Annotated in this window: 18 protein-coding genes, 1 tRNA gene and 3 rRNA genes; 13 read left to right on the forward strand and 9 right to left on the reverse strand. The window is 51.4% G+C overall.

What is annotated here, in order from left to right; all coding sequences use genetic code 11:
• From BZG73_RS14835 to BZG73_RS14850, 4 genes are all read left to right on the forward strand, one after another.
• A 23S ribosomal RNA gene (locus BZG73_RS14835) occupies window positions 1-285 on the forward strand; the annotation flags it as partial.
• A 115-nt stretch (window positions 286-400) separates the two neighbouring features.
• Window positions 401-516, forward strand: a 5S ribosomal RNA gene (gene rrf / locus BZG73_RS14840).
• An 83-nt stretch (window positions 517-599) separates the two neighbouring features.
• Window positions 600-715 (forward strand): 5S ribosomal RNA (rrf, locus tag BZG73_RS14845).
• 101 nt (window positions 716-816) lie between these two features.
• Window positions 817-893 (forward strand) — tRNA-Asp (locus BZG73_RS14850).
• A 240-nt stretch (window positions 894-1133) separates the two neighbouring features.
• Here the strand turns inward: BZG73_RS14850 and BZG73_RS14855 are convergent.
• From BZG73_RS14855 to rdgC, 3 genes are all read right to left on the reverse strand, one after another.
• Entirely contained in the window at window positions 1134-1388 is a 255-nt protein-coding gene (locus tag BZG73_RS14855; protein WP_077668710.1) for a YfhL family 4Fe-4S dicluster ferredoxin, read from the reverse strand.
• A 1-nt stretch (window position 1389) separates the two neighbouring features.
• Window positions 1390-2736, reverse strand: a complete 1347-nt coding sequence (gene trhP / locus BZG73_RS14860; protein WP_077668711.1) for a prephenate-dependent tRNA uridine(34) hydroxylase TrhP — start codon at window positions 2734-2736, stop codon at window positions 1390-1392.
• A 123-nt stretch (window positions 2737-2859) separates the two neighbouring features.
• Window positions 2860-3768 (reverse strand): recombination-associated protein RdgC, encoded by a 909-nt coding sequence (gene rdgC / locus BZG73_RS14865; RefSeq protein ID WP_172970039.1) that lies wholly within the window; start codon window positions 3766-3768, stop codon window positions 2860-2862.
• A gap of 40 nt (window positions 3769-3808) precedes the next feature.
• Between rdgC and BZG73_RS14870 the strand changes: the two genes are divergently transcribed.
• From BZG73_RS14870 to BZG73_RS14890, 5 genes are all read left to right on the forward strand, one after another.
• Window positions 3809-5164, forward strand: coding sequence for an exonuclease SbcCD subunit D C-terminal domain-containing protein (locus BZG73_RS14870; RefSeq protein WP_077668712.1), 1356 nt, complete (start codon window positions 3809-3811; stop codon window positions 5162-5164).
• 3 nt (window positions 5165-5167) lie between these two features.
• On the forward strand, window positions 5168-8935 hold the full coding sequence (locus BZG73_RS14875; protein ID WP_077668713.1) for an AAA family ATPase: 3768 nt from the start codon (window positions 5168-5170) through the stop codon (window positions 8933-8935).
• Window positions 8936-9042: 107 nt separating this feature from the next.
• Window positions 9043-9732 carry a phosphate regulon transcriptional regulator PhoB gene (gene phoB / locus BZG73_RS14880; RefSeq protein ID WP_046075035.1) on the forward strand — a complete coding sequence of 230 codons (690 nt, stop codon included), beginning with the start codon at window positions 9043-9045 and terminating at the stop codon, window positions 9730-9732.
• A 38-nt stretch (window positions 9733-9770) separates the two neighbouring features.
• Window positions 9771-11066: a phosphate regulon sensor histidine kinase PhoR gene (gene phoR / locus BZG73_RS14885; RefSeq protein WP_046075034.1), complete on the forward strand. Its 1296-nt coding sequence runs from the start codon at window positions 9771-9773 to the stop codon at window positions 11064-11066.
• Complete coding sequence (locus BZG73_RS14890) at window positions 11060-12034, forward strand: PstS family phosphate ABC transporter substrate-binding protein (RefSeq protein ID WP_077579568.1); 975 nt, start codon at window positions 11060-11062, stop codon at window positions 12032-12034. Before phoR ends, BZG73_RS14890 begins: the two co-directional genes overlap by 7 nt.
• Before the next feature lie 66 nt (window positions 12035-12100).
• Here the strand turns inward: BZG73_RS14890 and ppx are convergent, their stop codons facing one another.
• Genes ppx through BZG73_RS14905 form a run of 3 tightly spaced genes read right to left on the reverse strand, consistent with a single transcriptional unit; the run spans window position 12101 to window position 16232 of the window.
• A complete protein-coding gene (gene ppx / locus BZG73_RS14895; protein ID WP_046075033.1) occupies window positions 12101-13612 on the reverse strand; it encodes an exopolyphosphatase in 1512 nt (503 codons plus the stop codon).
• The gene (ppk1, locus tag BZG73_RS14900; RefSeq protein ID WP_077668714.1) at window positions 13587-15701 is read right to left on the reverse strand and encodes a polyphosphate kinase 1; all 2115 of its coding nucleotides are present in this window, start codon (window positions 15699-15701) and stop codon (window positions 13587-13589) included. Before ppk1 ends, ppx begins: the two co-directional genes overlap by 26 nt.
• A gap of 21 nt (window positions 15702-15722) precedes the next feature.
• The gene (locus tag BZG73_RS14905) at window positions 15723-16232 is read right to left on the reverse strand and encodes a glycine cleavage system protein R (RefSeq protein WP_077668715.1); all 510 of its coding nucleotides are present in this window, start codon (window positions 16230-16232) and stop codon (window positions 15723-15725) included.
• 301 nt (window positions 16233-16533) lie between these two features.
• On the opposite strand from BZG73_RS14905, the gene BZG73_RS14910 reads away from it, so the two are divergent.
• From BZG73_RS14910 to phoU, 4 genes are read left to right on the forward strand one after another with little or no spacing between them, the layout of a single operon-like run.
• Window positions 16534-18762, forward strand: coding sequence for an ABC transporter permease subunit (locus BZG73_RS14910; protein ID WP_077668716.1), 2229 nt, complete (start codon window positions 16534-16536; stop codon window positions 18760-18762).
• 17 nt (window positions 18763-18779) lie between these two features.
• On the forward strand, window positions 18780-20426 hold the full coding sequence (gene pstA, locus BZG73_RS14915; protein WP_077668717.1) for a phosphate ABC transporter permease PstA: 1647 nt from the start codon (window positions 18780-18782) through the stop codon (window positions 20424-20426).
• 18 nt (window positions 20427-20444) lie between these two features.
• Window positions 20445-21263: a phosphate ABC transporter ATP-binding protein PstB gene (gene pstB, locus BZG73_RS14920; protein ID WP_046075028.1), complete on the forward strand. Its 819-nt coding sequence runs from the start codon at window positions 20445-20447 to the stop codon at window positions 21261-21263.
• Between the two features lie 10 nt (window positions 21264-21273).
• The gene (phoU, locus tag BZG73_RS14925) at window positions 21274-21981 is read left to right on the forward strand and encodes a phosphate signaling complex protein PhoU (RefSeq protein ID WP_046075027.1); all 708 of its coding nucleotides are present in this window, start codon (window positions 21274-21276) and stop codon (window positions 21979-21981) included.
• Between the two features lie 3 nt (window positions 21982-21984).
• On the opposite strand, the gene ppk2 is transcribed toward phoU, so the two are convergent.
• The 3 genes from ppk2 to BZG73_RS14940 all read right to left on the reverse strand — a co-directional run bounded on the left by ppk2 (window position 21985) and on the right by BZG73_RS14940 (window position 24492).
• Window positions 21985-22797, reverse strand: coding sequence for a polyphosphate kinase 2 (ppk2, locus tag BZG73_RS14930; RefSeq protein WP_046075026.1), 813 nt, complete (start codon window positions 22795-22797; stop codon window positions 21985-21987).
• A 150-nt stretch (window positions 22798-22947) separates the two neighbouring features.
• Window positions 22948-23688, reverse strand: coding sequence for a copper homeostasis protein CutC (locus tag BZG73_RS14935; RefSeq protein WP_077668718.1), 741 nt, complete (start codon window positions 23686-23688; stop codon window positions 22948-22950).
• 201 nt (window positions 23689-23889) lie between these two features.
• Window positions 23890-24492 carry a peroxiredoxin C gene (locus BZG73_RS14940; protein ID WP_046075024.1) on the reverse strand — a complete coding sequence of 201 codons (603 nt, stop codon included), beginning with the start codon at window positions 24490-24492 and terminating at the stop codon, window positions 23890-23892.
• Between the last annotated feature and the right edge of the window lie 62 nt (window positions 24493-24554).

Here is a 24554-nt window from a genome sequence, read left to right on the forward strand (position 1 = left end):
CGTGGGCGTTGGATGATTGAGGGGAGCTGCTCCTAGTACGAGAGGACCGGAGTGGACGAACCGCTGGTGTTCGGGTTGTGTCGCCAGACGCATTGCCCGGTAGCTAAGTTCGGCACAGATAAGCGCTGAAAGCATCTAAGCGCGAAGCTGGCCCCGAGATGAGTCATCCCTAGAGCTTCGAGCTCTCTAAAGGGTTGTYSTAGACTASRACGTTGATAGGCAGGGTGTGTAAGCGCTGTGAGGCGTTGAGCTAACCTGTACTAATTGCCCGTGAGGCTTAACCATACAACACCCAAGAGGTTTTGGGTTGGACTCGAATAAAGCCAGTTGATTGTGGCGAGAACGAACAGCTTTCTAGATTACGTGTTTTGACTGAAAAGTGAAGACACACCAAATTTTGCTTGGCGACCATAGCGCTTTGGACCCACCTGACTCCATGCCGAACTCAGTAGTGAAACGAAGCAGCGCCGATGGTAGTGTGGGGTCTCCCCATGTGAGAGTAGGACATCGCCAGGCTTGCTTTCTTGTTTTCAGATTTTTGGAAAAATCTGAAGGCAAAAACGGATTTAAGCATCAAAGCNAAGACACACCAAATTTTGCTTGGCGACCATAGCGCTTTGGACCCACCTGACTCCATGCCGAACTCAGTAGTGAAACGAAGCAGCGCCGATGGTAGTGTGGGGTCTCCCCATGTGAGAGTAGGACATCGCCAGGCTTGCTTTCTTGTTTTCAGATTTTTGGAAAAATCTGAAGGCAAAAACGGATTTAAGCATCAAAGCTGATATGCGTAAGACTTTGATGAGACAGAATTGGTGCGGAGTGGTAGTTCAGTTGGTTAGAATACCGGCCTGTCACGCCGGGGGTCGCGGGTTCGAGTCCCGTCCACTCCGCCACTACTTTAGAAACCCTGCTAAATTTAGTAGGGTTTTTTGTTATTGGCCAGGTTCGCCCTGCGGGCGGATGAGTCCCGCAGGATGGCCTGCCCGTTGTCCGCAACCCCGGCCCTCCGCCACTACTTAGAAACCCTAGCTGAAAAGCTGGGGTTTTTTGCGTTTAAAGCGCCCCTTTAGTGTTAGGGTTATAGCTGGAGAATAACAAGACATAAAAAAGCGCCTTGCGGCGCTTTTAATGGCTTAGGCCATCCCTTGGATGACCACAAATTTTTCTAGGAGCTGATCCTCTGTCTCGACATTATCGGGATCGGTGATAATGCATTTGGAGATAGGGCAGACCGACTGACACGTTGGCTTGTCATAATGGCCTTTACACTCGGTACATAAATCTGGCTCGATCTCAAAGATCTCGGAACCCATCGAGATGGCCCCGTTGGGACACTCGGGCTCACACATATCGCAGTTTATACATTTATTGGTGATGAGTAGTGCCATATTACTTACCCGATGGGTTACGTGTATCTTGTCCTGATTGCAGGTTACGCATCAGTAGCGCGTACTCTAGATCCATATCTTCTGGCACAGGAATAAATACGAAGTGGCCGCTACCTTTGGCATCAGTGATGGTTTCTGACTTACGGTTTTCCATCGCTTCTAGGGTGAAATGGACATTGCCTCGCGGTGTCATCAGCTCAAGGCTGTCACCGAGCATAAATTTGTTTTTCACTTCCACTTCAGCCAGATCGCCACGGCGCTTGCCAGTGAATTCGCCGACAAATTGCTGCTGTTCAGAAATCGAATAGCCGTAGTCATAGTTTTGGTAGCTATCGTGGGTATGACGACGCAAAAAGCCTTCGGTGTAGCCTCGGTGTGCAAGGTTCTCGAGGGTATTCATCAGGCTCTCATCGAACGGTTTACCGGCCACGGCATCATCAATTGCTTGGCGATACACCTGTGCTGTACGTGCGCAGTAATAGAAAGACTTAGTGCGACCTTCGATTTTTAGCGAGTGCACGCCCATTTGGGTCAAGCGTTCAACGTGCTGAATGGCGCGCAGGTCTTTTGAGTTCATGATGTAGGTGCCGTGCTCATCTTCGTACGCGGCCATCAACTCACCCGGGCGTCCGCCTTCTTCAAGCAAAACGACATCGTCGACAGGCTGGCCTTCACCCAATGTTGGGGTCACTTCTTGAACTTGTACGACTTGGCCTGCGTCGTCTTCTTTGCCTTTATGCACTTTGTAGTCCCAACGGCAGGCGTTGGTACAGGTGCCTTGGTTTGGATCACGCTTATTAATATAGCCTGACAACAGACAACGGCCAGAATACGCCATACATAGCGCGCCGTGAACAAACACCTCAAGCTCCATTTCAGGGCAGTGTTGGCGGATGTCTTCGATCTCTTCCAGTGATAGTTCACGCGATAAGATCACACGTTCAATCCCTTGCTGCTGCCAAAACTTGACGGTCGCCCAGTTAATCGCGTTGGCTTGCACGGAAAGGTGGATTGCCATATCAGGGAAGTGCTCACGTACCATCATAATCAAGCCAGGATCGGACATGATCAGCGCGTCAGGACCCATATCGATAATTGGCTTTAGATCGCGAATAAAGGTTTTTAGCTTGGCGTTGTGCGGCTGAATGTTACAGACCACGTAGAACTTCTTACCCTGCGCATGGGCTTCGTCAATGCCTATTTTCAAGTTGTCGTGGTTAAATTCATTGTTGCGCACACGCAGGCTATAGCGTGGCTGGCCGGCATACACGGCGTCGGCCCCATAGGCGAACGCGTAGCGCATATTCTTTAGGCTACCGGCGGGAGAGAGTAATTCTGGCGTAAACATAATTCCAAGCTTGAGTCTGAGTATAAGTCAGGCACCTTCACGTTGAAGGTGAGTGTGGGCGCCATTTTACTGTGACATTACCCACACTACCAGCCGAATTTACCTAATCTTTGTGGGGGTTAGTTAGTCGGTTTTTAAACCGCCTAACGCGGTGAATAAGCCATCTAGAAGGGTGTCGAGCTCGCCGCACATCAGCGATAAGTCGGCATCGAGGCGGGCTGCGACATCTTCTCGGTCGATGTCAGCGTTTTGATCGCGAATTTCCTCGGAGAACTTCAGTCGCTTCACGCTTAAATCATCGCCTAATATGAAGTCGACTTGTTCTTGCCAGTCCATGGACAACTTGGTGACTTGCTTGTCTGCCTCCAGGTGCGCCTGAATTTCATCACTGGTGAGATCTTGCTGTTTACATTTGATCACCCCACCTTCTTCCAGCAGTGCTTTGAGTTCTGCTTCATCACCGAGGTGAAAGCCTTGCGGCGCTTGGCCTTGCTTGACCCATTCAGTCATTGCATGCTCTGCCGGAGTCTCGGTTTCAACGGGAACGACGGGTAAGCTGCCGATGGATTTCCGTAATAGGGCGAGCAACTCTTCGCCTTTTTTGATACTGGCGGCATCAACTAACACCAAACCTTTATCCGCCATAATCAAAGCGCACATCTGACTTTGACGCGTGAAGGCACGCGGTAAGAGCTCCATGACCACATCGTCTTTTAGGCTATCTTTCTCGCGCTTTTTCAGGCGTTGCCCTTGGGCTTGCTCCATGGCGTCAACTTTCTCTTCCAAGGCGTCTTTGATCACCGACGCGGGAAGCAACTTTTCTTCTTTGCGAGCGCGGATCAGGATATTGTTACCGCTGACATGCGTGAGCATATCGCCATGCTTACCCAGTGCATTGTCCCAGCCAAACTTTTGCATGTCCTGGCTGCCACAAGGGGTAAAGTCGAACTCCCTCAGCTGGCTTTCCAGTTGTGTTGGATCGAGGGGAATATCACGGGTAAGACGATAGACGAGTAAATTCTTAAACCAAATCATGGCGAGGCTTTATCCATCCTGTTGTGAGAAAGGCAACATGGTATTGCATTCACTCTCGAATGTCGCTGCAATTAGCGTAGAATTTAACCCTGCTCGCGACTTCAGCGAGACAAACTTGCCCAGCTTCCTCAATGAACGGATTACCTCAGTTGTGTTAAAGATCATTCATACCTCCGATTGGCACCTTGGTCATCAGCTACATGGCTATGATCGCCAATATGAACATCAAGCCTTTCTCGATTGGCTTAAGCAATGCCTCATTGATGAGCAAGCCGATGCCTTATTGGTGGCGGGAGATGTGTTTGACAGCGCCAACCCACCCGCCAGCGCTTGGCGAATGCTGTATCGTTTTTTGGCTGATGTTGCCAAAGCACTGCCACACTTAAATGTGGTGATCACCGGCGGGAACCATGACTCACCTAGCAAACTCGACGCCCCACACGAGCTACTGAAAGCCTTTGATTTACACTTAATTGGTGCCATTGCCCGTGACAGTGACGGTCACCTAGATACAGAACGTATGCGAGTGCCTATTACCGATAAGTCAGGCGACGTCGCGGCTTGGGTATTGGCGGTGCCTTTTTTGCGAAGTGGTGATTTGCGTACAGAAGGACTCGATGAAAAGGACGATCGGCTTATTGAGGGAGTGCGAAGTATTTATCAGCAAACGGAGCAAGCTGGGCGTGAAAACGCGCGCGCTGATCAGGCGTTGATAGCGATGGGCCATGTGTATATGGCCAGTGGTGAGTTGTCAGAAATGTCAGAGCGGCGCATTCTTGGGGGGAATCAGCATGCGCTGCCGGTGGATATTTTCAGTGAGGATATTGCCTATGTCGCGCTTGGACATTTGCATTTAGCTCAGCAAGTGGCAAAGCAAACACGGATTCGTTATTGCGGCTCGCCCATCCCTTTGTCGTTATCCGAACGCCACTATCGGCACCAAGTGTTAGCGGTAACGCTTGAAGACAATCAGCTACAAAGTGTGATCCCACATTATGTGCCGCGTGCCGTTGATTTATGGCGGGTTCCGGAACAGCCCTCACCGTTGGAAACGGTACTCGACGCACTGGCGGGACTCACGCTTGAGCCTTTACCGCTGTCGCAGCAACCTTTGCTTGATGTCCCTGTTTTGTTAGATAAACCCCAGCCGATGCTCAGGGAAAAAATTCTAGCGGCCTTGGATGGTAAACCTGTGCGGCTTGCCAAAATCACACCGCATTATCGCGAGCAACCACAAACAAGTGGCTTTCGACAGCAACGTCTCTCGGAGGTCGAGCCCTATCAGGTGCTCCGCCATGGTTGGCAGCAAAAGTATCAAGGTGAACCTGATACGGCGTTATCAGCAACGTTTTCTCAGTTATTGGAGCAACTGGAACAGGACGAGGATCAATAAACGATGAAAATCCTGGCATTACGTGGCGAGAATTTGGCTAGCATTCAACATCCGTTTGCATTGGACTTTTCACAAGGACCGCTGGGTGACAGTGGCTTGTTTGCGATCACAGGCAAAACGGGCGCGGGAAAGTCGACGCTTTTGGATGCGATTTGCTTGGCGCTTTACGACAAGATCCCGCGCTTTCAGTCCAATAAAAAGCATGATGCGGATATTGGCTTGGGCGACCCGGCCACTCGGGTTAAAGCCAATGATGTGCGCAGTATCTTATCGCGTGGTAAAGGCGAGGGGTACGCGGAAGTGGATTTTGTCGCCTATGATGGCAGCCGTTGGCGTGCGCATTGGTCGGTACGCCGTGCGCGCGGTAAGGCGGACGGCCGTATACAGGCGAGCGAGCATTGGTTGGAGAACCTCGCCACAGGCCAACGTATCGCCGGTAAAAAACAGGAAGTACTCAGTGAAATAGAGCGCTTAGTGGGACTGAGCTATGAACAGTTCCGCCGTGCGGTGATGTTACCGCAAGGGGATTTTGCCGCTTTCTTAAAAGCGTCTGCAGATGATAGAGCGGCCTTGCTTGAGCGCATGACAGGCACTGAAATATATAGCCGGCTGTCGCAAATGGCGCACCAGCGGGCACGTGATGAAAAGCAAGCACTGGATCAACTGACCCAACAGTTGGGCGATATTCAGTTACTCACGGATGACGAAGAACTGCAATTGCATCAAGAGCAGACGCAATGCCAGCAGCACATTCACGATTTACACACTCAGCTCCGAAAACTCAATGACTATCGCCAACAACACACGCATTTTGCGCAAGCGCAGCAGGGCGTTGAGACGGCTCAGCAGGCGCTCGATGAAGCGAGTGAAGCGCGAGAGAATATTGCCGCCCGGCGTGACGCGTTGGACGAGATAGAGCGTGTCCAAGTGGCCCGGGACGATTGGCAAGCGGTGCAGACCACCCAATGGCAACGCCAGGCGCTCACACTCGAAAGTCATCAGCTCGCGCGTGAAGAACGTCGTATAGCCCAAGCGTATGAACAAGAGGCTGAACGTTGGCGCGACGCTAATCGGGCAGTGGCGGAGGCCGAGCAAAGCTGGGCGGAGCTTGAGCCTAAAGTACGGCAAGCGCAACAGATAGATACCCAGCTGTCTGGCATTGAACGGCAAATGCATGAGCAAAACCTAGCGCTGAATGAGCAACAGCAAAAGTATCGACAAGCCCAGCAGTCTTTTGCGCAAGCGCGCGCGCAAGCCGAACAACAGCAACAACGTGAGGCGGCGATAGAAAAAGAAATCGCCCGTTATGGTGACTTTTCTCATGTGGCGGAACACTATCAACCTGTGTTTGATAACCTGCGCCAGTACCTCGATTGCCAAGATACACTCTCGGCGCTGCAAGAAGAGTATCAAGCCCGTTATCATCAGCAGCAACATTGGCAGCCGCAACGTGACAAGTTGGACAAAGACATTGCCCAAGTTGATGACAGCAGTGCGCAGCTGAAAGCCAAGCGACAAGCGTTAGAGCCTGAGGCGCTGCAGGCAAATCAAGACGCGGATCAGGTGCGGTATAGCAAACTGCACACACAAAAGCGGCAGCAAGAAGCGGTGCTCAATGAGGGAAAAAACTGGCAGTATTGGCAAGAGCGCTGTCAGCATAACCAAGCGGAGCTGGAAAAACATCAAGCACTGTTTGCAGACAGCCAAACCCATTTAGCGCATTTGAAAGACACGCTGACCCGTGAGCAGGCTCAGGTCGAAGAAGCACAAAATAGCCTCCAACAGGCGATGGCGGTGGTCGAGCTTGATGATCTTCGCCAAACTTTACACGAGGGAGATCCTTGCCCGCTTTGTGGGGCCACCGAGCACCCCTACCTGCACCATGCCCCCGCGATTGAAGGCATGATCGCGCAGCAGCAGGCGCGTGTAGACGCCTTGCAAGCATCGTATAACCAACATCACGCCGAGTATTATTACTGGCAAAGGCAGCACCAGCAAAGCCAGCACGCGTGTGCCGAGTTAAAAGAGCAGGGAGCGGTTTGGCAGGCTGAGCGACAGCAATGCGAACGAGAGGTGCATGCTGCGATTGCTGAGCTGGATGAAACCATCGAATTATCACGTCCACTCAGTGACATCCTCGGCGAGATTGACGCACAGGCGCAACCAACCTATGCCGAGTATCAAGCCTGTTATCAAGCGATGACAGAGCGCCAACAACAGCTTGCCCACATTCAGCAAATGGATACGGCCATTGCCGAACTCCAGCATGCACGTGAGCAGCTAGTGGCTCGACGTCATCAACTCGACCAGTCACTGACAGAGTGTGAGACACGGCTCAATGCGATTGATGAGCAATGGCAGCAGCAACAGACGCAAGTGACTCGAGTCAGCCAATCGCTGGATCAGCAATTAGGCGCTGGACAGTGGCTGGCGAGCCTGCAACAGGTTGGCGCCGCGCATTATATCCGCCAGATGGAGCAAAAAATTCAAGCCTATCAGGCACTGCAAGACGAAAAAGCGGCGCTTGCTGAGCACAAGCAACAAAGTGAGACCGACCTCGCCTCGCTTTCGCAGCAGTGCCAGAGCTTGTCAGAAGATATTCAAGCCCGGCAAGCCCAACTGGTGACCCTCGCACAAGAGCATCAACAGCAAAGTGCCGCGCGCCAAGCGCTGATCCCGCAATCAGATCTGGAGGCGCTAGAGCGAGCCTACAAAGCGGCCATTGAAGAACAAGCCGCACAACGCAACCAAGCCGAGCAAGCCTACACGCAGGCCAGTGAAAAGCGTGCTGGTGTGCAGGCGCGCCAGGAAACGCTTGATACCCAGCAGCGTGAGGCTGATCAGCGCTACCGCGCAAGTGTGAGACGTTGGATCCAATGGCAGCCGGAACTCGGTGTTCATCAGTATGATTTGATTGGCGCGCTGTCGTATAGCGAGGTATGGCGTGCCAATGAGCGACAGGCGATCAGCGATGTTGAAGCGCGTTATCAAGAAGCCAAAACGCGCCTTGATGAGCGTCAGCAACAGCTTGTTCATTGTCAGCAAACCATGGCAGACACCAAAGCTTGGATAGTGGCACAGCAGCTACCTGATGATGATGCGTCTCTCAGCGCACAGCAGTCACAGTGGCAGCAAGCGCTCGAGGAGCAGGAGCAGCGCCTCTTTACGCTTCGTCACCAATTGACTGAGTCAGAAAAAGCCAAGCACCAAGCCGGCTCACTGACTGAAAAAATAGAGGCGCAGCGGCATCAAACGGAACAATGGCTAAAATTGGCTGATCTGATTGGCTCCGCGAGCGGGGCGAAGTTCCGAAATCTTGCCCAATCTTTAACCTTGTCTCAGTTAGTGGATATCGCCAATGAGCACTTGGCGTCATTGTCACCACGTTATGCACTGCAAACGGTGCCGGATAGCTTGCTGGCGTTACAGGTGGTCGATCACGATATGGGTGATGAGGTGCGCAGTGTCGAATCACTGTCTGGCGGAGAGAGCTTTTTAGTCTCGCTCTCGCTGGCGCTAGCACTGGCCTCTTTAGCGGCAGATACCCGCCAGCTTGGCTCTTTATTTATTGATGAGGGCTTCGGCACCCTAGACCCTGATAGCTTAGAAATGGCGTTAGCCTGCCTGGATACCCTGCAAGCGGATGGCCGACAAATTGGGGTGATTTCGCATGTGAATACACTGGTTGAGCGGATTGGTGCACAAGTCCGTGTAGATAGCCAAGGTGGCGGCGCAAGCCGTGTATTAGTGACACAGCAAGGTGTAGGCTAGGTCACAGCCTGTCGACACAAGGGGAAAATAGCTCGCGCTGGGTCACAAAAATGTCATAATAAATCCACATAATGGCGCCAGTTCAATGATAACACTAGGTAATTATCATGGTTAGACGGATTCTCGTTGTTGAAGACGAAGCCCCCATTCGCGAGATGCTTTGTTTTGTACTTGAACAAAAAGGTTATCAAACGGTTGAGGCAGAAGACTACGACTCGGCACTGGCGCAAATATGCGAGCCTTACCCAGAAATGATCCTGATGGATTGGATGTTACCTGGCGGATCGGGGCTCAATCTTATTAAGCACTTAAAGCGGGAAGAGTTAACCCGACAAATCCCCGTGGTAATGCTGACCGCAAGGGGCGAAGAAGAAGACAAAGTGCGAGGCTTAGAAGTAGGGGCCGATGACTACATCACCAAACCTTTCTCGCCGAAAGAGCTGGTGGCGCGATTAAAAGCGGTGATGCGCCGCGTGTCGCCGACAACCTTGGATGATGTCATTGAAGTACAAGGGTTGAAGCTTGACCCTGTCTCGCATCGAGTAACCGCCAATGATAATCCGCTAGACATGGGGCCGACCGAGTTTAAGCTGCTGCACTTTTTCATGACCCATCAAGAGCGAGTATATAGCCGCGAGCAGCTACTCAATAACGTGTGGGGCACCAATGTCTATGTTGAAGATAGAACGGTGGATGTGCATATTCGTCGCTTGCGCAAAGTGCTGGAAGCCGGTGGACACGCTAAACTGGTACAAACCGTGCGCGGCGCTGGATATCGTTTCTCAACACGTAGTTAAATCCCGCCTACATCAGGTGTAGGCTGCATGGAGACGCAATGGTCGAACGACTGTCTTGGAAGAAGCTAGCCTGGGAGCTGGCTTTTTTTTATTTACCTTGGTTTATCATAGGTTGGCTGTTTGGTGGCCTACCTTGGCTATTGCTTGGCGCCACCGTTGCCATGCTGCTTTGGCACCTGCATCAGCAGGTCAAGCTGTCGGATTGGCTTTGGAAAGACAAAAGCCTGATGCCACCCTCAGGCACCGGCTCCTGGGAGCCTTTGTTTAATGGGATTTATCGCTTACAAAAGCGTAATCGTCGTCGCCGTAAGGAGCTGGCGAATCTGATTCGTCGCTTTCGCAACGGGGCAGAGTCTTTACCGGATGCGGTGGTGGTTTTTGAGCGTGACGGTGCCATTGTTTGGTGTAACAAATTAGCTCAAGAACTGCTCGGCTTGCGTATGCCTGATGATAATGGCCAGCATATCAGTAATCTTATCCGCGCCCCTGAATTCGTCAGTTATATTGCTGATGCCAATTACGATGTGCCGCTCGAGATGCGCTCTCACCTCAATAGCGCGCGCACACTTGAGTTCCGGACCATGCCCTATGCGGAAGGCGAATATTTGATGGTGGTGCGTGATATCACTCAGTTAAAGCAACTGGAAGGGATGCGCCGCAACTTTTTCGCCAATGTTTCACACGAGCTACGCACGCCGATGACGGTTTTACGTGGCTACTTAGAAATGACTGAAGATCCGGAGATGGTCGTTGGCCCCATGTGGCCGAAAGCACATGGGGTGATGACCGAGCAATTGTCTCGGATGGAGTCACTGGTAGAACAGCTTTTGACCCTGTCTAAAATTGAAGCAGCGGCCAAGCCTGAGCTGGATCATCATGTGGATGTGCCAGCCATGCTTGATGTGCTACAAAAAGAAGCCCAAGCCTTAAGTGGTGATAGTGAGCATGTACTTACGTTTGAAGTTGATACCAGCCTTAAAGTGAAAGGCAATGACGATCAATTACGCAGTGCGATTTCCAACCTAGTTTATAACGCAGTAAAGCACACCCCGCCCAACGCTGGGATCACTGTGCGTTGGTATCGCGCAAGCAAAGGCCCACGCTTGGAAGTACAGGACAGTGGTGAGGGGATCGCGCCGCAACATCTGGATCGGTTAACTGAGCGTTTTTATCGGGTGGATAAAGCCCGCTCCCGTGAAACGGGTGGCAGTGGCTTAGGGTTGGCGATCGTAAAACATGCGTTAAGTCATCACGATGCGGAATTAGATATTCAAAGTGAACTCGGGGTGGGGAGCACGTTCTCCTTTACCTTACCGGAGCGGTTAGCATGTTAAAGCGGTTTATTGCCACAGCCAGCCTGCTAGTGAGCATGGCGGGCTTTAGTCATGCCGACACGCTGCCTGATTATCAACGTAGCAGCGGTATATCCGGTAACTTGAGCTCTGTCGGCTCAGACACCCTAGCCAATATGATGGCCGCTTGGACTGACGGGTTCAAACGGCTACATCCAGGGGTGAATATACAGCTACAAACGCCAGGCTCTGCCTCCGCCGCCCCCGCGCTGGTGGAAGGGACCGCACAACTTGGCCCCATGAGTCGTCCGATGCGGGTCAGTGAAGAAAATGCGTTTCAAGCACGTTTTGGCTATCCTCCTACCGCGGTACCCGTTGCGGTGGATGCGATGGCCGTCTATGTCCACCAAGACAACCCTTTACGCACCATCAGTTTTCAACAGTTGGATGCGGTATTTTCTCGCACCCTCTGGTGTGGGGCGAGTAAACCGGTGGCAACCTGGGGGCAATTGGGCTTATCAGGCCGTTGGGCCAACCGAGATTTGCAATTATTCGGCCGTAACTCGGTATCCGGTACCTATGGTTATTTTAAGCAAGCTGCGTTGTGTCGTGGGGATTTTCGAGCCGATGTGAATGAGCAGCCCGGCTCGGCGTCTGTTGTGCAGTCGGTGGCCTCTTCGCTGAATGCGATCGGGTATGCAGGGATCGGCCATCAAGCGTCAGGGGCGCGCATGCTGGCGATTTCACACCAAGGAAAAGAGGCGATAAAGCCCACCCCTTCAGCGATTCGAACGGGTGAGTACCCCCTTACCCGTTATTTATATTTGTATATCAATAAAGCACCCAATCAGCCGCTGGCGCCACTTGAATCGGCATTTATGCGTTATATTTTGTCGGCGCAAGGGCAGAAGGCGGTGAGTCAGCAAGGCTATATTCCCTTGCCGGCTCAAGCGGTGCGCGCGCAAAGACAGGCATTAGGGCTGGATGCGTCGCTAAAAGACTCGCGTTAAGGGTTTAGACGTTTAGGGACTCAGCGTTGCGGAAGCGACGGCCTCCACTGGACGCTTGTCGTGCTCTCAGTCGCTAAAGGTCAGCCCCCAGTTTACTGACTGCCAGTATGCCTGCTCTGCTTCCAAGTCCGCCGCGAGCAAACGGTTCTCTTGCAGCCACCCGGTAGGGAAGGTGAGTTGCCATGCCCCTTTTTTGTCGACACTGAGAGCAATCTCTGGCAAGGCCTCGTCGTTACGTTGTGAGTGCAACACACAGGCTAACCGTAGTGCGCAAATCAGCGTCTCGATGAGCTTAGGTTTAAACAAGGTAAACTTAGGCATTTCATTGAGTTTTAGCGCCTTACGATGGAAGCGCGCGAGGGTGGCTAGCACGGTTTGCTGCTCTTGGTTAAACCCAGGCAAATTGGTGTTGCGCAGAATATACGCAGAATGCTTGTGGTAGCCAGGATAACCAATGCTTAACCCCACTTCGTGCAGCAGCGCAGCCCAATTCAAAAGCCCGGCGAGCTCTGCTTTCTTACTACCCTTATCCGGCTCGGCTTGCGCATAAAAATACGCGGCTGTGTGTTGCACGCGACGGGCGTGACTCAGGTCGATGTTGTAGCGTGCTGCCATATCATCCGTCGTACGACCACGGATATCGGTACGTTGAAAGCGGTCTTCCATTTCATAGAGCAACCCTTCACGTAACGCACCATCAGAGAAGCGCATCGATTCGATGGCAAGCGCATCAAAGATCCCAGAAAGAATTGCCACGCCTGCGACGAAAACCGGTTGGCGGTCGACCGACAAGCCCGGTAAATCGATACTGTCACTGGTTTTAAACTTCAGCAACTTTTCGATCAGGTTATCTAACCGCTTACGGGTGATAATGCCGTCTTCATCACCCAGGCCGATAATCACTTCACGAATCGCTTTGATGGTGCCTGACGCGCCGAGCGCCACTTGCCAGCCAGCCTGACGGTATTGAGAAGCCAAGCTTTCTAGCTTTTGTTGGGTAGCCAGCTGTGCGGCGGCAAATTGCTTAGGCGTAATGTTGCCTTTGGGGAAAAAACGCTCGTTATAACTGACGCAGCCAACCCGTTTACTATTAACCAGTGCGGGCTCAAAGTTATCCCCGATCACTAATTCTGTACTGCCGCCTCCAATATCAATCACTAACTTCCGGCCAACGTTTTGCTGCGTGTGGGAGACGCCCATATAAATAAGACGCGCCTCTTCCTCCCCGGAAATAATTTCAATCGGGTAGGGCAAAACCTGTCTTGCCCGCTTGATGAAGGTGTCGACATTGCGGGCCTGGCGCAAGGTGTGGGTGGCGGCGATACGGACATTCTCCATATCTAAGCCGTTCAGCCGTTCAGCGAACATGGCTAAGCACTCGACACCACGGCTGATCGCCTCATCACTGAGGCGATGTTGATCATCCAACCCTGCAGCCAGTCGCACACGTTGTTTATGGCGACTCACTATCTGTAACCCTTCGCCAACGACGCGCGCGACGACCATATGAAAACTGTTAGAGCCGAGATCAACCGCTGCGATTTCGCGCGGCTTATCCTTTGACTGGGGGTGTGTCATGTTGCAACTTTTCCGCGTTTTTGAGTTCTTGACGCTCTGCGTGCTTAAGGTAATCATAGATCTCGGTCTGAGAGCGGATCTTTTTCTTGTTACCCCGTTTGACGTAGGCGTTGGACATGGCTTTATCGATAACGCGGGCTTTCGCGCGATCGGAAAATTGAATCTCCAAGATGGCCATGATGCGATCTTTCAGTCTGGGATCGCGAATGGGAGCCCCAACTTCAATCCGGTTATCGATGTTGCGAGTCATCCAATCGGCAGACGAAATATACATATCACGTTCACCGCCGTTTTCAAAGGCAAACACGCGGGGGTGCTCTAAGAAGCGATCAACAATGCTGATTGCTTTGATATTCTGACTGACCCCTTTAACCCCAGGCACCAGCGAGCACATACCGCGTACGATGATGCGAATTTTCACCCCTTCATTGCTGGCTTTGTACAGCAGGTTCACTAAGCCTTTGTCGACCAGGTTGTTGACCTTGAGCGTAATACCTGCCTTACGTTTGGCCTGCGCATGCTCAATTTCACGCTCAATCAGTTTATACATACGACGCCGCGAGTTACGTGGCGAGACAATTAAGTGGTTGAACTTTACAGGACGATACGGGTTTTCAATAAACTCAAATACTTTGCGGATTTCTGACGTCAATGGCTGATCCGCTGTAAACAGCGCGAAGTCGGTATAAATTCGCGCCGTTTTTTCATGAAAGTTACCTGTGCCGATATGGCCATAATCGCGTAGCACGCCGTCTTCACGACGAGAAATTAAACACAGTTTCGAGTGAATTTTGAGCCCGGGGGTGCCAAACACGACTTTTACGCCAGCATCCGTGAGCACCCGTGACCATTCGATGTTGGCTTCTTCATCAAAACGTGCTTGCAGCTCGACCACGACGGTCACGCGTTTTCCGTTGTTGGCAGCATCAATCATCGAGTTGATAATGCGAGAGTTTTTCGCTACACGATAGACGTTAATCCGAATACTACGCACTTTAGGATCAAACGACGCCTGACGCACCAGTTCAGTCATATGGCGGAACGTATGATAGGGATAATAAAGTAGAATATCGCGTTCGCGAATAGCATCGAAGGCATTGTTTTGTAGCTGAAAATCAGCCGATTCGAACGGTGGCAAAAGCGGGTTTTCTAGGTATTTACGTCCAACGTTCGGAAAGCCGATAAAATCACGAAAGTTGTGATAGCGAGCACCCGGTAAGACACTGTCGTAGTCGGAGATTTTTAATACCTGAATCAATTTGCTCACCATTTCCGGTGGCATATCGCGTTGATAAACAAACCGAACCGGTAGGGCGGTTAAACGCTGATCCAAGCTTTCTGACATGTTTTCAAGCAGGCTGTGCTCCACTTCATTGGTCAGGTCGTATTCCGCATCGCGGGTCATCTTCATCGCGTACGCTTCGACAGTATCGTAGTCGAAAAAACCACTAAAAATTTGGTCTAAACACAAACGGATAATGTTATCGAGTAAAATGATGGTTTTTCGCTGCCGTTTTCCTTTTGGCTCAGGAACTTTAACAAAGCGTTCTAATTCATCAGTTGGGATCTCTATCAGCGCATACTTGGGCTCTTCCCCTTCTTTTTTCAGCTGTACGGCGAGGTAAGAGTAGGCATCTTTCAAAAAGCTTAAAACATCGACGTCCTTGTTAAGCATAATTGGCGTGATGTAAGGCAAAATATTGCTTCTAAAATAACGTTTTAGCCACTGCGCTTGATGGTCAGAGAGTTGACGTTCGTTAACTAAAAAAATATGGCGGCGTGCCATTTCGAGCAAAATATCGTTGTAAAGATGATCAAAATCTTGATTCAGTTTGACGACTTTCGCTTGAATCTTGCTCAATAGCTCTTTGGCATGACTTTCCACTCCGCGTTCTTCATCGATAATGATGCGCCGTTTCACGTCGGCAAACCGTACTTGATAAAACTCGTCAAGGTTGGATGAAAAAATGCCTAAAAACCGAACTCGCTCAATAATAGGCACACTTTTGTCCGCGGCCTCTTGCAGGACACGTTCATTAAAAGAAAGCCAGCTAAGTTCTTTGTCGACATGATAAGAGTCTAAAGTCATAACGCGTAAGAAAATCCTGTTCTACTGAATAAAATTGCTGTCAAAATCGACAATCAAGTCGTCTGACAGCGTTTCAAGGGCTTCATGCAATACGTTAATGTCCGCTGCCGGCGGAACCGTTAAATAAAAATCTGCGGTGAAAATTTGCCCGCCCGTATTGGCGGCGCTTTGTGTTTGCGTGTTGAGTTTGTTGATGGTGACGCCATGAGCGGCGAGCAGCTGGCTGAGCGCTTGCACAATGCCGCGCCTGTCGTTGCCTGTTACCGACAACGTATGGGTAATCGGAGACGGTGAGGCGGGCGTCGCATCGGTGATGAGCAACTGTAAACCATCGAGCGCGCGTAACGCATGGACCAGCGCATTAGCGTACGTGTCTGACACTGAAATGTGAATGATGCCGGCAAACTGCCCTGCTAGCTGACTGAGTCGGCTGGCTTGCCAGCTGCCGTGATGATTGAAAACCGTGTGTGATATTTGATCAACCAGGCCAGCGCGATCTGGGCCCACTAATGTGATAACAAAGTGCTTCATGCGTGATCCTTACGGCGATTCTTTAGGCAATTATTGAGGCCAGTCAAGGTGTTGTCTATGCTGCTGGAGGCTAAACTCACGAAAGTGTGCCCAATATCAACTTGAGCAAGCCTAAAGCCCGTTTGTTGCATATTTATTGCGTGGCGATAGGGTGACTAGGCGTTGATGACCACTCACGATACACTGGACGACAGTGATGCGATGCCGTGTTTTTGAAAGGCGGCGTCGTGCGTCTAGCTGTCACAAAATTGTCATTGTAATGACATACAATACAGGGCTTGCTTAATAAAAAGAGGCACGAATGACCCACTCTTCACCATCATTAACGGACACCAGACCGGCGCGGCGTTTTAAAGATAAACTGACTCGCCAAACGGTACGTCTTGGTGGCGTGATGGTATTAGTGACCCTGCTGCTTCTTTTCTTCTACTTACTCACGGTGGTGGTACCGCTTTTTCACCAAGCGAGTGTGAGCTTGAGTGAGCGTTTTACCTTAGCCACTCCCGGCGTGCCTCAATACATTGGTGCCGATACGCGCAATCAACTGGTGTATGGCTTGGATGATCGAGGTGTGTTAACGGTTGCCAAACGCCCGCAACGGTCTGAGACTCCCACAGCCAGCGCCGTGCTCCGCGCGCAAACGGTATTACAGCAGCCGCTATCCAGCATGGATAAGCCTGCGATAAGCCGCGTCGAAGCATCTACGCCATTTTTGGCGGTGGAAAAGACGCCTGGGCGCGTAGCTGCTTGGCAATTACGCTTTCGTACACAATACCAAGCTGACGCCTCAGTGGTCCCTCAATTGTCCACTATGCCGGCCTTTGGTCGTGAGTTGATCGTGGACGCGAGCGCGCAGCCGCTTAACCAGCTGACTGTTGCGGTGCCGGATAGTTTACACGGTCAAACCATCCCGCCCGTGCTGGCTGCTGTCACTCAGGATAACCGTTTGGTGGTTTTTCGTGGTACGCAGAAAAGCATGGTGCCTCTTTCGCAAGCCGTTGACCATATCGCGTTATCAGGAGACGGGCAGCGCTTGTTTGTGCATCAACAAAATCGCTTAGCGATTTGGCGCGTAAACGGGAACGATTTAGCGTTGCGCGAAACGGTTAATCTCGACAATGTGGTCGCCAGCCCAGTCACGAAAATGTCGATGCTAGCCGGGGGACGCTCTTTGCTCCTTCAGCACCAAGATGGCACCGTCACACAATGGTTCGATGTGGTGAAAAATGGTGAGCCATCGTTAACTGAAGTGCGCGCGTTTTCACCGGGGGAGGGCGTGGCACGTCTCGCACCTGAGCGTCACCGTAAAAGTCTGGCGACGGTAGATGAAACGGGACGACTTAGCCTAGTGCATGCCACCAGTGAGAAACAGCGCCATTTCGATGCTCAGTTTACCGCGCTGCCCGACGCTTTGGCGTTTACGCCTCGTGCAAATGGGCTGATTGCTGTGGTCGACAATCAATGGCAATGGTTGACCGTCGACAATCCTCACCCAGAAGTGAGTATTCACTCACTATGGCAGAAAGTGTGGTATGAAGGGTACTCGTCTCCGCAGTATGTGTGGCAGTCGACCTCTGCGGATGACAGCTTTGAAGCCAAGCTCAGTGTGGTGCCCGTGATTTTTGGTACCTTAAAGGTCGCTTTGGTTTCTTTAATTTTTGCGGTGCCGATGGCGATTGGCGCAGCCATATACACTGCTTATTTTATGTCATCCGGGCTCCGGCGTTGGGTGAAGCCGACGGTGGAAACGATTGAAGCGTTGCCCACCGTCATTATCGGCTTTTTGGCCGGTTTGTGGCTGGCACCCTGGGTTGAGTCGCACATTGCTAGCGTCTTTTTGTTGCTCCTGCTCATCCCTATTATTTTACTTGGGCTAAGCGGCGTGTGGCGCATGATCCCTAGGTATGTGCGACGCCGCTTACCTGATAACGCGCAGATAGTGGTCATTATTCCGGCGTTATTGATGGTGGGCGTAGTAGCCGCTTACCTTGGACCATGGGTAGAGCAGGTCTGGTTAGGGGGCGATGCGCGCCAGTTTATGACGCATGAACTGGGTATCGGCTATGATCAGCGCAATGCGCTGGTGGTGGGTATCGCCATGGGATTTGCGGTAGTCCCAACCATTTTCTCTATTGCCGAAGATGCGATTTTTTCTGTGCCCCCTCACCTTAAAAACGGCGCCTTGGCCTTAGGGGCGACACACTGGCAAACCTTGATTCGGGTGGTGTTGCTTACCGCAAGCCCTGGTATTTTTTCTGCGGTGATGATGGGCCTTGGGCGCGCGGTCGGTGAAACGATGATCGTACTGATGGCAACCGGCAACACGCCTATCATGGATTGGAATTTGCTCGAAGGGCTACGTACCTTATCGGCCAATATTGCGGTGGAAATGCCGGAGTCTGAAGTCGGTAGTTCCCATTATCGAGTGCTGTTTTTAACCGCTTTTATTCTTTTTGTCTTCACGTTTGTCTTTAACACATTGGCAGAGCTGATCCGTCAGCGTTTGCGTGACAAATACAGCAACCTTTAACCGAGATGAGAATGCGCATGCGTCCATGGATAAAATCTGGCACTCCTTGGGTTTGGATGACGGCCGGAATGGTCAGCGTCAGTCTGATTGCGATTCTTGGGGTGCTGTTATTGCTCGGCTATCGAGGCTTAGGCTATTTCTGGCCGACACCGGTCACCAGCTTTGAAGTGAAGAGTGAGCAGGGAGTAGAAACCGTGGTCGGGCAAATATACCGAACCGATGAGGTTGATGCGACGCAGCTCAAAGATGCTGGTGTTGTATTGCCAACCTATCGCCAGCCCAGCTACCAACGTTTGGTGGTAAAAACCGGTAACCGTGAGCAAGAAGGGATCGATTTTCGTCAATTGCTGGCGTTTCAGATAAAAAGTCAGCACACACCCGTTGAAATGGCGATGATCGAGCGAAATGAAAATGGCATGTTCTACGGCAAGCCTCAAGCATACGTCGACGCCGGCGGCCACCAACATGCATTAGTGCTGTCTGAACTTTATCAACGCCTGGAAGATTTAGCGGCGCGTCGAGAGGTGATCAATGACATCGAGCAAGTACACCTAGCGAGCGTTAACTATAAGCTGGAGCAGCTGCGGCTGGAGGAAAAGTCCCTCTCATTAGATAGCCAGCTAAACACAGCAGAAAAAAAACGAATTGATAAGCGTCGTTCTCAGCTGCTATCGCAATACCAGCAGTTGGAGAAAAAGCTCAAACAGCTGCGAGAAAAACAACAAACGGGTGCGCTTGTTGTTGAAGATAGCCACGGTGACGCCGTGGCGTTGCCTCTGCAAAATGTGATTAATGTTTGGTATCCCAACGCCATGAGTGCCGTTGATAAGCTTAAATTTTGGGGCTACCAGGTTGCGACCTTTTTATCCGAATCTCCACGAGACAGTAATGCGGCGGGGGGCGTTTTTCCGGCGATTTTTGGCACCGTTTTCTTGGTGCTATTGATGTCAGTGATTGTCACCCCGTTAGGGGTGCTCGCCGCGGTATATCTTCACGAATACGCGCCGAAAACGGCATTCACGCGTATTATTCGCATTGCCGTGGTTAACCTCGCCGGGGTACCGTCAATTGTGTACGGTGTGTTCGGGTTGGGCTTTTTTGTCTATTTTATCGGTGGCACCATTGACGATGTATTTTATCAAGCGGCGCAGCCGGCACCGGTTTTTGGGACACCTGGTATTCTCTGGTCGGCGTTAACCTTGGCGATCCTCACCTTACCTGTGGTGATTGTGTCTACAGAAGAGGGGTTGGCTCGGATCCCCACCAGTGTTCGCCATGGTGCGTTTGCCCTTGGGGCGACACAATCAGAAATGCTCTGGCGGGTGGTCCTGCCGATGGCCAGTCCTGCGATGATGACCGGGTTGATTTTAGCGGTTGCGCGCGCAGCCGGAGAAGTGGCGCCCTTAATGTTGGTGGGGGTGGTTAAGGTCGCCCCCTCTTTGCCAGTGGATGGTAATTTCCCGTTTTTGCACTTAGAGCGGAAGTTCATGCATCTGGGCTACCATATTTATGATGTCGGCTTTCAAAGCGCGCACATCGAAACGGCGCGTCCTTTGGTATACGCCACGTCGTTTTTGCTTGTGTCTGTGATCGTGGCGCTCAATTTGTCCGCGATTGGTATTCGTCATTACTTGCGTGAAAAGTATCGCGCATTGGAATTATAACGATAAGGATCCCGCTCGATGTTTTCGATAACGCCACCCATAGGTGTCACGCCCAGCTTAGACTTGGGGAATTTGCCTGACGAGCAAACCGCGTTAGCTATTCGGGATCTCAACCTTTACTACGGGTCGACCCAAGCGCTGTTTGATATCAGTATGCGTATTCCCAAAGGGAAGGTCACTGCGTTTATCGGACCGTCTGGGTGCGGTAAATCGACATTGCTACGTTGTATTAATCGGATGAATGACTTGGTGGATGGTTGCCGTGTTCGAGGCGGGATCACCCTACACGGGCAAAATATCTATCACCGCGACGTGGATGTGCCAGCATTACGCCGCCAAGTGGGGATGGTGTTCCAGCGTCCTAACCCTTTCCCCAAATCTGTCTATGAAAATGTGATCTTTGGACTGCGTTTACAAGGGATCAATGATCCCAGAACACTCGATGATGCCGTCGAGCGTTCATTGCGTGGCGCGGCATTATGGGATGAGGTGAAAGATCGCCTTAATGATAATGCGTTTGGGTTGTCCAGTGGGCAACAGCAACGGCTGGTGATCGCGCGGGCGATCGCGATTGAACCTGAAGTGTTGCTGCTTGATGAGCCATCGTCAGCGTTGGATCCCATCTCAACCTTGACCATTGAAGAGCTGATTAATGATTTAAAGAATCAATACACAGTGGTGATTGTTACCCATAATATGCAACAAGCGGCGCGGGTCTCGGATCAAACGGCGTTTATTAACATGGGACGCTTGGTGGAATACGCGGATACCGATACCTTGTTTACCACCCCACAAAACAAACAAACCGAAGACTACATCACCGGGCGCTACGGATAAGGAGCAGGCCTTGGATAACCACAATATTAGCCGTCATATTTCTGGTCAGTTTAACGCAGAGCTTGAAGCCATTCGCACCCACGTGCTGGCAATGGGCGGCTTGGTTGAGCGTCAGCTAACCGATGCGCTGCGCGCCATGCACAATCAAGATGTGGAGCTCGCGCGCCATGTTATTCGTGAAGATCACAAAGTGAATGGCATGGAAGTGGCGATTGATGAGGCATGTACACGCATCATTGCTAAACGTCAGCCCACCGCGAGCGATCTGCGGCTGGTGATGGCTATCATTAAGACCATCACTGATCTTGAGCGCATTGGTGATGTTGCTGACAGTATCGCTAAAATGGCTCTCGACAACTCGAGCTATTCTCAGCAGCCGTTTTTGGTATCACTCGAAGCGTTAGGTCAGCGCGCCGCTAAAATGCTGCACGATGTGTTAGACGCCTTTGCGCGCATGGATATTGATGCGGCAATGAAAGTCTATCGTAAAGATGACTCGTTGGACCGTGAATACGAGGGGATTTTGCGACAGCTGATGACCTACATGATGGAAGATCCACGCTCGATTCCCAATGTGCTGAAAGTGATGTGGTCGGCCCGAGCCATTGAGCGAGTGGGCGATCGGTGTCAGAACATTTGTGAATACATCATCTATTTTGTCAAAGGCAAAGACGTTCGCCACATTCAAAAAGAGGAGCTGGAAAAGCTCCTCAAATAATCGCTACTCGTCGTCTATCCAGTCACTGACGGCGTCTGGGACAAAGCTCTGGTCATGCAAAGGCATACGCACGTAACCTTCCTTATTGATTTCTGGGAGGGTGACTGCGGGGTAGTCAATTTCTTGGTAAGGGATTTGTGAGAGTAAGTGAGCGATGCAATTGAGCCGAGCGTGCTTTTTGTTATCGGCTTCCACCACCCACCAAGGGCTTTCTTTGGTGTCGGTGTAGGCAAACATGCGGTCTTTGGCTTCACTGTATTGCACCCAACGACTACGAGACTCGAGATCCATGGGGCTGAATTTCCAACGCTTTATTGGGGTGTTAATCCGCTCCGCGAAGCGCTTTTCTTGCTCCTCGTCCGATACCGAGAACCAGTATTTAATTAAGATGATCCCAGAACGGATCAACATTCGCTCAAGCTCGGGGCACGTGCGAAGGAACTCTTCATATTCTTCATCGCTGCAAAAGCCCATGACTCGCTCGACGCCGGCGCGGTTATACCAGCTACGGTCGAACAAGACAATTTCACCACCGGCGGGTAGGTGCTCAATGTAACGCTGAAAATACCACTGTGTGCGTTCACGCTCTGTGGGCTTATCTAGCGCGACGACTCGACAAACACGCGGATTGAGCTTTTCGGTGATCCGTTTAATCACGCCGCCTTTACCGGCGGCATCGCGCCCTTCAAAAATGACCACCACTTTCAACTGCTCTTGCTTGACCCATTCTTGAAGTTTGACCAACTCAGTCTGTAATTCGGTTAGCTTTTTCTCGTAATGTTTTTTGCTGATCTTGTGTGCTTTTTTATCCGACAAGGCCGCTCTCCTTTTACCACAGCGATGGGATCACGGTAGAAAACTCACTTTTCGGATGCAATGGATTCAAGTAGCGAAAGCGTATATCACCTCAAAAGACTAGAGTGGGTCACATTGCCATGTTGTCTGATCACGGCATTACACCGAGGTTTAAAACGATTGAGCAATGGCTTTGACGAGACGAACACGTTCCGGATCGGTGATCGGATAACAGCCATCGTCCCCATCGCCCATCGATGCGTAGGCGTTTGATTGCATGTCGCTTACTTGCTCGGTGCGTGCCGACAAGTGGATTTCACGTGCGTCGGTGGTCGTTAAAATCGCTTGTGCATTGTCGGGGGTCACGCCTGCGCCTGGCATGATGGCCAATGAGGTATGGCGTGTGGCGTCCACCCATTGTTTGAGTGCCTCTTTTCCCTGCCAAGCATTCGTCGCTTGCCCGGAGGTGAGAATGCGTTCAATCGTCGGGCGGGCAAGGATTGCTTCGAGCGCCGCGTGAGGGTCTTGGCAGTGATCAAATGCGCGATGGAAAGTCACTCCCATTCCCTTTGCTTGGGCAAGCATGGCATCAATAGCCGGCAAATCGAGTTGACCACTTGGCGTGAGTGCGCCGATCACCACGCCTGCACACCCAGCTTGGCGGGCGTTGGCGATATCTTGCAGCATCACTTCAATCTCTTCACTGGCATAGACGAAGTCGCCTTCTCGCGGTCGGATAATCGCATAAATAGGGATCCGCGCTTTCTGAGCGGCTTGTTGCATGTAGCCATCACTTGGGGTTAAACCACCGAGGCGCAGTGCGCTGCACAGTTCCACTCGATCCGCACCAGCGTGCTCAGCAAGCGATAATGAACGGATACTATCAATACAAACTTCAACTAAGACAGACATATCACCCCTTTGACGAAACGAACCGTGTCAAGATAGTCCACGCTATTGTGACAGGGTGAGAGGTAATTACCTAGTGTTAGATTGGAAATGGCTTGATAAGAGAAGAGCCTGAGTAAGGCGAGGTGGGATAGATAAAAAAGGGCCCGGTTTGCCGGGCCTCATTATTGTCTCACATTGTCCAGTGCAGGGCACTTAACCTTATTACAGGTCGTCAGTGTGCTCAGACAGGTATGCAGCTACACCTTCAGGTGACTCAGCCATACCCGCTTTACCTTCTTCCCACTGTGCAGGGCAAACTTCACCGTTTTTCTGGTGGAAGTTCAGTGCGTCAACCATGCGAAGCATTTCGTCGATGTTACGGCCTAGTGGTAGGTCGTTGACAACTTGGTGACGAACCACACCTTCCTCGTCGATAAGGAAAGAACCACGGAACGCAACGCCAGCTTCTGGGTGCTCAACGTCGTATGCTTTACAGATTTCGTGCTTAACGTCAGCAACCAGTGGATACTTCACTGCGCCGATGCCGCCGTCTTCGACAGCCGTTTTACGCCACGCGTTGTGTGAGAACTGAGAGTCGATAGACACACCGATAACCTCAACGCCTTTAGCTTGGAAGTCGCTCAGGCGCTTATCGAATGCGATCAGCTCTGATGGGCACACGAAAGTGAAGTCGAGTGGGTAGAAAAAGACAACCGCTTTTTTGCCTTTGGTGAACTCTTTCAGGTTGAAGTTATCAACGATTTCGCCATTACCTAGTACGGCAGCGGCAGTAAAATCTGGTGCTTGACGACCTACGAGTACCATATCTCAGCTCCTAGTTTAAATGTTTGCCTGATAATCAGGTTCCTATATAAGCGAGACAAACT

This window comes from Salinivibrio siamensis (genome assembly GCF_001996005.1).
Classification (GTDB): domain Bacteria; phylum Pseudomonadota; class Gammaproteobacteria; order Enterobacterales; family Vibrionaceae; genus Salinivibrio; species Salinivibrio siamensis.

What these genes read in the sequence shown, in the direction of transcription:
- BZG73_RS14855 (WP_077668710.1), bottom strand. Translation starts at nt 1,388, where the DNA reads ATGGCACTACTCATCACCAATAAATGTATAAACTGCGATATGTGTGAG.
- trhP (WP_077668711.1), bottom strand. Translation starts at nt 2,736, where the DNA reads ATGTTTACGCCAGAATTACTCTCTCCCGCCGGTAGCCTAAAGAATATG.
- BZG73_RS14870 (WP_077668712.1), top strand. Translation starts at nt 3,809, where the DNA reads ATGGTATTGCATTCACTCTCGAATGTCGCTGCAATTAGCGTAGAATTT.
- BZG73_RS14875 (WP_077668713.1), top strand. Translation starts at nt 5,168, where the DNA reads ATGAAAATCCTGGCATTACGTGGCGAGAATTTGGCTAGCATTCAACAT.
- phoB (WP_046075035.1), top strand. Translation starts at nt 9,043, where the DNA reads ATGGTTAGACGGATTCTCGTTGTTGAAGACGAAGCCCCCATTCGCGAG.
- phoR (WP_046075034.1), top strand. Translation starts at nt 9,771, where the DNA reads ATGGTCGAACGACTGTCTTGGAAGAAGCTAGCCTGGGAGCTGGCTTTT.
- BZG73_RS14890 (WP_077579568.1), top strand. Translation starts at nt 11,060, where the DNA reads ATGTTAAAGCGGTTTATTGCCACAGCCAGCCTGCTAGTGAGCATGGCG.
- ppx (WP_046075033.1), bottom strand. Translation starts at nt 13,612, where the DNA reads ATGACACACCCCCAGTCAAAGGATAAGCCGCGCGAAATCGCAGCGGTT.
- ppk1 (WP_077668714.1), bottom strand. Translation starts at nt 15,701, where the DNA reads ATGACTTTAGACTCTTATCATGTCGACAAAGAACTTAGCTGGCTTTCT.
- BZG73_RS14905 (WP_077668715.1), bottom strand. Translation starts at nt 16,232, where the DNA reads ATGAAGCACTTTGTTATCACATTAGTGGGCCCAGATCGCGCTGGCCTG.
- BZG73_RS14910 (WP_077668716.1), top strand. Translation starts at nt 16,534, where the DNA reads ATGACCCACTCTTCACCATCATTAACGGACACCAGACCGGCGCGGCGT.
- pstA (WP_077668717.1), top strand. Translation starts at nt 18,780, where the DNA reads ATGCGTCCATGGATAAAATCTGGCACTCCTTGGGTTTGGATGACGGCC.
- pstB (WP_046075028.1), top strand. Translation starts at nt 20,445, where the DNA reads ATGTTTTCGATAACGCCACCCATAGGTGTCACGCCCAGCTTAGACTTG.
- BZG73_RS14935 (WP_077668718.1), bottom strand. Translation starts at nt 23,688, where the DNA reads ATGTCTGTCTTAGTTGAAGTTTGTATTGATAGTATCCGTTCATTATCG.
- BZG73_RS14940 (WP_046075024.1), bottom strand. Translation starts at nt 24,492, where the DNA reads ATGGTACTCGTAGGTCGTCAAGCACCAGATTTTACTGCCGCTGCCGTA.